Source organism: Thauera butanivorans NBRC 103042, assembly GCF_001591165.1.
Lineage (GTDB): Bacteria > Pseudomonadota > Gammaproteobacteria > Burkholderiales > Rhodocyclaceae > Thauera > Thauera butanivorans.
Genome location: NZ_BCUG01000065.1, coordinates 19,929 through 27,635 on the forward strand (window position 1 = coordinate 19,929; position 7,707 = coordinate 27,635).

At 65.4% G+C, this 7,707-nt stretch carries 7 protein-coding genes; all 7 read right to left on the bottom strand.

Annotation, left to right across the window (positions count from 1 at the left end; genetic code table 11):
* Nucleotides 1-51: 51 nt before the first annotated feature.
* Nucleotides 52-1,947 (bottom strand): chemotaxis protein CheA, encoded by a 1,896-nt coding sequence (locus TBU01S_RS20075; RefSeq protein ID WP_174524554.1) that lies wholly within the window; start codon nucleotides 1,945-1,947, stop codon nucleotides 52-54.
* A 90-nt stretch (nucleotides 1,948-2,037) separates the two neighbouring features.
* A complete protein-coding gene (gene cheZ, locus TBU01S_RS20080) occupies nucleotides 2,038-2,898 on the bottom strand; it encodes a protein phosphatase CheZ (RefSeq protein WP_068639275.1) in 861 nt (286 codons plus the stop codon).
* A 67-nt stretch (nucleotides 2,899-2,965) separates the two neighbouring features.
* Nucleotides 2,966-3,361: a chemotaxis response regulator CheY gene (gene cheY, locus TBU01S_RS20085; RefSeq protein WP_068639276.1), complete on the bottom strand. Its 396-nt coding sequence runs from the start codon at nucleotides 3,359-3,361 to the stop codon at nucleotides 2,966-2,968.
* Nucleotides 3,362-3,390: 29 nt separating this feature from the next.
* Complete coding sequence (locus tag TBU01S_RS20090) at nucleotides 3,391-4,350, bottom strand: chemotaxis protein (protein WP_068639277.1); 960 nt, start codon at nucleotides 4,348-4,350, stop codon at nucleotides 3,391-3,393.
* Between the two features lie 9 nt (nucleotides 4,351-4,359).
* Nucleotides 4,360-5,331: a chemotaxis protein gene (locus tag TBU01S_RS20095; protein WP_068639278.1), complete on the bottom strand. Its 972-nt coding sequence runs from the start codon at nucleotides 5,329-5,331 to the stop codon at nucleotides 4,360-4,362.
* Between the two features lie 93 nt (nucleotides 5,332-5,424).
* Nucleotides 5,425-6,459, bottom strand: a complete 1,035-nt coding sequence (gene motB, locus TBU01S_RS20100) for a flagellar motor protein MotB (RefSeq protein ID WP_068639279.1) — start codon at nucleotides 6,457-6,459, stop codon at nucleotides 5,425-5,427.
* Between the two features lie 44 nt (nucleotides 6,460-6,503).
* The gene (gene motA, locus TBU01S_RS20105; protein ID WP_068639280.1) at nucleotides 6,504-7,358 is read right to left on the bottom strand and encodes a flagellar motor stator protein MotA; all 855 of its coding nucleotides are present in this window, start codon (nucleotides 7,356-7,358) and stop codon (nucleotides 6,504-6,506) included.
* Nucleotides 7,359-7,707 lie beyond the last annotated feature (349 nt).

Sequence of the window (7,707 nt, forward strand, 5' to 3'; positions counted from 1 at the left end):
CGGACCTTTCGCGTTCAGCACGCGAAAGGTCCGGCTCCGGCTTGCGGCCGCTCAGGAAGCCAGCGCCAATGCTTCCTTGCTGCCGCGCATCAGCGTGGCGCGCGGCACGCCGCGGTGGTCGCCGGCGGTACCGAGCAGTTCCTTCATGTCGAGGATCAGCACGATCTGGCCGTTCGACAAGGTGGTCACGCCGGCGACGCCCTTCGGCCGGAAATCGTCGAGCGACTTGATCACCGCGTCTTCGCGGCCGGCAAAGCTGTCGATCGCCAGGATGAAGGACAGTTCGGCGGCCTGCATCAGCACGCCGTACTGCGGCGCCCGCTCCTGCGGCCAGCCGAGCAGCGAGGACAGCGGCAGGATCTGTAGCACTTCGCCGCGCACCACCATGGTCGCCTTGCCGCCGACGTCCTGGATCATCGACGGATCGATCGGCAGGATCTCGCGCACCATCGCCAGCGGCACGGCGAAGGGCTGCTCGCCCAGGCGCACCAGCAGCACCGGCAGGATCGCGAGCGTCAGCGGCAGGCTGATGATCAGGGTCGTGCCCTTGCCCTGCTGCGAACGGATCTCGATGCTGCCGTTGAGCTTCTGGATGTTGGTGCGCACCACGTCCATGCCGACGCCGCGGCCCGACACGTCCGACACCTGCTCCGCCATCGAGAAGCCGGGCTGGAAGATCAGGTTGTAGCTCTGGCGCTCGTCCATGGTGCTGGCCTCCTCATCGGTGATGAGGCCCTTGGCCAGCGCCTTGCTGCGCAGGCGCTCGGCATCCATGCCGCGGCCATCGTCGGCGACGAGAATGACGATGTGATCGCCCTCCTGGCGCGCCTCGAGGCGGACGATCGATTTTTCCGGCTTGCCGGCGGCGATGCGGCCGGCGCGGTCTTCGACCCCGTGGTCCACCGCATTGCGAACCAGGTGGATGATGGGATCGGACAGATCCTCGATCATCGTCTTGTCGATCTCGGTCTCCTCGCCGACCAGCACCAGCTCCACATCCTTGCCGAGGTTGCGGGCAAGGTCGCGCGCGATGCGCGGATACTTCTGGAACAGCCGGCCGATCGGCTGCATGCGGGTCTTCATCACCGCGTTCTGCAGGTCGGAGACCAGCAGGTCGAGCTGGCTGACGGCGAGATCGAGCGCATGCAGCGTTTCGGAATCGTTGCGGCCGCTGAGGATGTCGCTGCGCAGCGCGTTGAGCCGGTTCTTGGTCAGGCCGATCTCGCCGGAGAGGTTCAGCACCTGATCGAGGCGTGCGGTATCGACGCGGATCGAGTTGTCCCGCTGGCGCTCGCTGTCGCGCCGGCCGACCGGTCCGGAAACACCCGGCTTGTCGGTGGCGCGCCGCCCGATCGCCGCCTTGATGATCTCTTCGGCAGGCGCGGGCCTGGCCGGCGCAGCGGCCGGGACGACCGACGATGGCGCCGCGGCAGCGGCCTCGGCCGCAGGCCTGCCGGCCACGGCCGCGTACAGCAGATCCCATGCCGGCTCGCCCGGCAGCGGCAGGCCGACCCCCTCCGCCGCTTTCGCCGCAGGCTGCGCGGCCGCGATCGACTCGCCTGCCAGCGTGGCCTTCAGACGCGCCATCAGATCGGGATCGGCCGGCGGCGGCTGGGTCCCGCTTTCGAGAAAGCCGAACATTTCGCGCACCGCGGAGGTGGCGGCCAGGATCACGTCCATCGCTTCGGGCGTGATCGACAGCTCGCCGTTGCGCAGCTTGTCGAACAGGTTCTCGGTCAGATGGCACAGGCTCACGAGCTCGGCCGCATTCAGGAAGCCGGCGCCGCCCTTGATCGTGTGAAAACCGCGGAAGATGTCGTTGAGCAGGCCACGATCCTCGGGCGAGCGCTCCAGATCGACCAGCTTGTTGTCGACCCCGGACAGCAGGTCCCCGGCCTCGATGAGGAAGTCCTGCAGCAGGTCTTCCATTCCCGCAAAATCACTCATGCTCTTCTCGCTCCACTTTTTCCACTGCGGACGTGCGGTCTTCCCGGTCCGTCCCCATGCAAGGCCCACTCGCCGGCAGACATGCCCGGTTCAGAAACCCAGGCTTTCGAGCAGATCGTCGACCTGTTCCTGGCTCGTCACGATGCCATCAGCCGTCTTGCCGTCGATGACCGGCCCGTTCATCAGGCTGCCCGCGCACTCGACCTTCATCGCCGGCGGCGCGGTCTCGATCAGCACCTCCAGCAACTGGGACTCGAGCGCCTGGGCGGTCTGCAGCACGCGCTTGATGACCTGGCCGGTCAGGTCCTGGAAGTCCTGCGCCATCATGATGTCCATCAGTTGCGCGCCGGTCGCCGCGCTGTCGGCTTCGGCCTGGCCGAGGAAATCGCGCGTCTCGATGCTCAGCAAGCGAAAGTCCGCCGGCGGCATCCTGCCGGCGAACACCTCGTCCCAGCGCGTGCGCAAGGCCGCCGACTGCTGCTGGAGCCTGTCCTGCAGTGGACGGGCGATGTCGGTGGCATTGAGAACGCGGCTCGCCGCCTGCTCGGTCATCTGCGCGATGTAGTCCAGCCGCTGGCGGGTATCGGGAATCGCCTGCGCCGCCTCCTGCAGACTGGCATCCAGCCCGAGTTCGCGCAGTGCATCGTGCAGTTGGCGGGTCATGTGCCCCAGGCGGTTGAAGACGGCGCGATCGCCGTCGCCATCCTGCTGCTCCCCGCCCGCATTCGCGGCCGGCGGCACCTCGGCGATGCCGGTCTCTGCCGACACTGCGTCGAACAAGGCCTGCAATTCGTCACTGTCCCCAGCTTCGTCGCCAGCGGCCGCCAATGACACCGTCTGTGGCGCCGCAGCGGCCGGGGAAACCTCGGCAGGTTGCGCGGCAATGCTGTCGAACAGTGCCTGAAGATCGTCCGAGTCGCCCGACTCGTCGAATTTAGGCCGTTTACTCATGTCCAGACTCCATGCTCGGGATACGCAAGCGTTCAGGTGGTGTGCCCTTCGGCCGGGCCGGACGCCTTCATGCCGGGCGTCCCATCTTCTCGAAAATCTTCTGCAGCTTTTCCGCCAGCGTCGCCGCGGTGAACGGCTTCACGACGTAGCCGCTGGCGCCGGCCTGGGCCGCGGCGATGATGTTCTCCTTCTTCGCCTCGGCGGTGATCATCAGCACCGGCAGGTGCTTGAGCTGCGGCGTGCGGCGGATCGTCTGCAGCAGCGTCAGTCCGTCCATGTTCGGCATGTTCCAGTCGGTGACGACGAAGTCGAACTGCCCCGCAGTCAGCTTCTGCAGCGCGATCGCACCATCCTCGGCTTCATCGACGTTGGTGTAGCCCAGCTCCTTGAGCAGATTGCGGACGATCCGCCGCATGGTCGAGAAATCATCGACGACGAGAAATTTGAGTTTGGGGTCGGACATTCCAGGTTCTCCATTCATTCCTGCTCGGCTCAGGCTGCCCGGCGCGCGCGCGCGAGCAACGGCCTCAGGGTTTCGGCAAGTACGTCAGCGTCGAATTTTGCCACGTACGCATCCACCCCCACCCGCTTGCCCATCGCCCGGTTGGCCTCGGACGACAGCGAGGAATGCATCACCACCGGAATTCCGCCGAAGCGCGTGTCGGCCTTGATGTTGCGCGTCAGCACGTAGCCGTCCATCTCGGGCATTTCGGCATCGACCATGATGAGGTCGATCTCCTCGGCGACCGGGCGGCCCGTATGCTCGGCGTGATCGGCGATGCCGAGCAGGCGCGTCCATGCCTCGAGGCCGTTCTGCGCGTACTTGTGGCGCACGCCGAGCTTGTCGAGCACTTCGGTGATCTTGCGCCGCGCCACGCCCGAATCATCGACGAAGAAGACGTTGACCTCGTGGCCGTTGCCGATCGGCTCGATGTTGCCGACCACCGCATCGCCGAAGGTGTTGGCCAGAATGCTCTCGACGTCGAGGATCGACACCAGGCGCCCGTCCGGCAGTTCGGTGATGGCGGTGATGTAGGCATGGCTGCCGCCCGACACGTTCTCGGGCGTGCGCACCTTCTCCCAGTCGACGCGGATGATGCGATCGACTTCCTCGACCAGGAAACCGAGCGTGCGCTTGCTGTACTCGGTGACCATCATCGAGCCTTCGTTCAGCGTGCCGGGCTGGGCGATGCCGAGGATGCCGGCCAGCGACAGCACCGGAATGACGTTGCCGCGCAGGGAAATCAAGCCTTCCACGCCGGTCGGCATGTTGGGCGTGCGGGTGATGAAAGGCGTCTTCGAGACTTCGCGCACCTTGAACACGTTGATGCCGAAATGCTCGGTGGTGCCGAGCGAGAACAACAGGATCTCCATGCAGTTGGAGCCTGCGAGCTGGGTGCGGCTGACGACCGAGTCGAGCAGCGCGGATTCTTCCTGGGCAAGGTTCAGCATGGCGGCTCCTCAATCCTGCGCCTGCGGCGCGACACCTTCGAGCAGCAGGCGGCTCAGGGTCTGCGCCAGACGCTGCGGCTCGAACTTGGGCACATATTCATCCACCCCCACCGACATCCCCAGTTGCTGGTTGGAGTTGCCCGACAGCGAGGAATGCATGATCACCGGAATGCCCGCGAAGCGGCGGTCGGACTTGATCTGCTTGGTCAGGATGTAGCCATCCATCTCGGGCATCTCGACGTCGGTCAGCACCAGGCTGACGAGATCGCCGATCTTGCGTCCGCTGGCCTCCGCATGGGCCGCGGCGCGCTTCAGCTCTTCCCACAACTGCCGGCCATTGACCGCCGAAACATAGCGCACGCCCATGGCGTCGAGCGTCTGCTGGATCTGGCGCCGCGCCACCGAGGAGTCGTCGGCGAAATACACCACGCGGCCATCACCATCCGGCAGCTGGACGATGTCCTTGAAGATGTATTCGTTGTCGTAGCGGGTCGTCTCGGACAGCACTTTCTCGACGTCGAGCATCATCACCAGCTTGTCGCCCGGCAATTCGGTGACGGCGGTGACGAGGCCGCCCATGTTGGCCGTCAGCATCTCGGGCGGCACCCGCATCTGCGACCAGTCGAGGCGCAGGATGGTATCGACGGCCTCGACCAGGAAACCCTGGGTGTGGCCGTTGTACTCGGTGACGATCATGATCTCGCGCGGTGTCTCGACGCTCATGCCGATGTAGCGCGCCAGATCGACCACCGGCACCAGCATGCCGCGCAGGCTCACCATGCCTTCGACCGATGCCGGCATCTCGGGCGCGGCGGTGATGCTCGGCGTGCGCATCACTTCGCGCACCTTGAACACGTTGATGCCGAAGGTCTCGCGCCGCCCGGTGCGGCCATCGGTACCGAGGGTAAACAGCAGGATTTCGAGCTTGTTGGTCCCGGCCAGCCGGGTACGCGCGTCGATGTTCTTCAGAAGGTCGGACATGTTCCCCCCTGTCTGGGGCAAGAATCGGTTATCGCATTTGCGACGGTATGGATTCGATATCGGCCGGATTCGCCAGGACTTGAGCCCATCGGCTCAACTCGGCGGCGGTGGAAGCCCCTGGATCAGGCTGCCTCGCGGCCCGCCCGGCGGCGGCACCGGGACGTTGCTGCCGATCTGCTCGCCGATCGATTCTCGGCTGTCGGCAGCGTCGACATCGACGCCGGCCGTGCTGGTCTGGCTGCGGATCGCATCTTCGGTCGATTTGTTCAGCACGATGATGCTGATGCGCCGGTTGGTCGGGTCGTAGGGGTCGGCGCGATTGAGCGGGATGGTGTCGGCCAGGCCGACGACGCGGACCATCTTCCCGGCTTCGAGCCCGCCCGCGACCAGTTCGCGGCGCGATGCGTTGGCCCGATTCGACGACAGCTCCCAGTTCGAGAAACCCCGTTCCCCTCCGGCGTACTGGGTCGAATCGGTGTGTCCCGACAGGCTGATGCGGTGATCGACGTCGTTCAGCGCACCTGCGATCGTGCGCAGCAGTTCGCGCGTATAAGGCCTCAGCTCGGCGCTCGAAGACGTGAACATCGGCCGGTTCTGCTCATCGACCAGCTGGATTCGCAGGCCTTCGGTGGTGATGTCCATCAGGATCTGGTTCTTGAACTGGCGCAGCGAGGCGTTGGCCTCGATGATCGCGTCGAGGCGGCCCTTGAGGTCGATCAGGCGTGCGCGCTCCCGGCGCTCGGCCAGCCTCTCGGCGCTGACTTCGGCCTCGCTCTTGCGCTTGCCGCCCGCCGCATCCATGTTGATCGAGCGGGAGCTCTCGACATCGCCGCGCCTGACCTGGCCCACCGAGCGCGTCAGGTCCTCGCCGCCGCCCGAAATCACGCTCGAACTGTCGCCCGTGCCATCCCCACCCACCATCGACATCTTGAGCGGGTTCTGGAAGTAGTCGGCGATGCCTTCCAGATCGCCCTGGGCGGTGGAGCCCAGCAGCCACATCAGCAGGAAGAAGGCCATCATCGCCGTCACGAAGTCGGCATAGGCGATCTTCCACGCGCCGCCGTGCGCGCCGCCACCGCCCTTCTTGATGCGTTTGACGACGATGGGTTGCTGGGTGTCGTCGCTCACGCCGCGCTCCCTTCACGTCCCTGGCCGATCTGCGTTCGCATCGCTCAGCCCTTGCGGTTCTTGAGTTCCTGCTCGAGCTCGACGAAGCCGGGCCGGTCGGTGGAGTACAGCACCTTGCGGCCGAACTCGACCGCGATCTGCGGTGCGTAGCCATTCATGCTGGCGAGCAGCACGACCTTGATGACCTGGTAGATCTTGCCGCCTTCCTCGACCTTCTGTTCGAGCTGGCCGGCGATCGGCGCGACGAAGCCGTAGGACAGCAGAATGCCGAGGAAGGTACCGACCAGCGCGCCGCCGATCATCTTGCCCAGCACCGCGGGCGGCTGGCCCACCGAGCCCATGACGTTCACCACCCCCATCACCGCGACGACGATGCCGAAGGCCGGCAGCGCATCGGCCACCTTGGACACGATGTGGGGCGCCTGGTGCGCCTCGGTATGGTGCGTTTCGATCTCCATGTCCATCAGGTTCTCGATCTCGAACGCATTCAGGTTGCCGCCCACCATCATGCGCAGGTAGTCGGTCAGGAACTCGATCGCGTGATGATCGGCGGTGACGCTCGGATACTTGGAAAAGATCGGGCTAGACTCCGGATTCTCGATGTCCCCTTCGATCGACATCAGGCCTTCCTTGCGGACCTTGGCCAGCAGTTCGTAGAGCAGCGCCAGCAGGTCCACGTACATGGCCTTGTTGTACACCGAGCCCTTGAATACCGACGGCAGCGCACCCATCGTGGCCTTGATCGCCTTGCCGCCGTTGCTCGCGACGAAGCCGCCAATCATCAGGCCGACGATGGCGAGATACTCCATCGGCACCCACAGCGCGGCAAGGCTTCCATGCACCGCGTAGGTGCCGAGCGAGGCGGCCAGGATGATGACGTAGCCGATGATCAGGAACACAACTCACTCCAAGATGAAAACACCGCGGCACAGCCTAACCGCAACGGAATCCAGAACCCGTGACTTTTATCGTCAGGCACCGGAAAAACTTGAATCCGGCGACATGGGCCGTGCCGAACGGCACGAAAATGGCCCCCACGCTCCCCCACTGCGTGTGGTCGCTGCCCCCCAAGGGGGCGCTTTTCATCTTGGGACGGCCCGGCGATGAAAAACGGCCCCCACGCTCCCCCACTTCGTGTGGTCGCAAGAGGGCCAGCTTTGCACAGCCGGCCCGTTCCGCAGGCGCGGAGCAGTGCTCCGCGAAACCCCTGCTCCCCCCCCCCCGAGGGGGCGCTTTTCATCTGGGCGC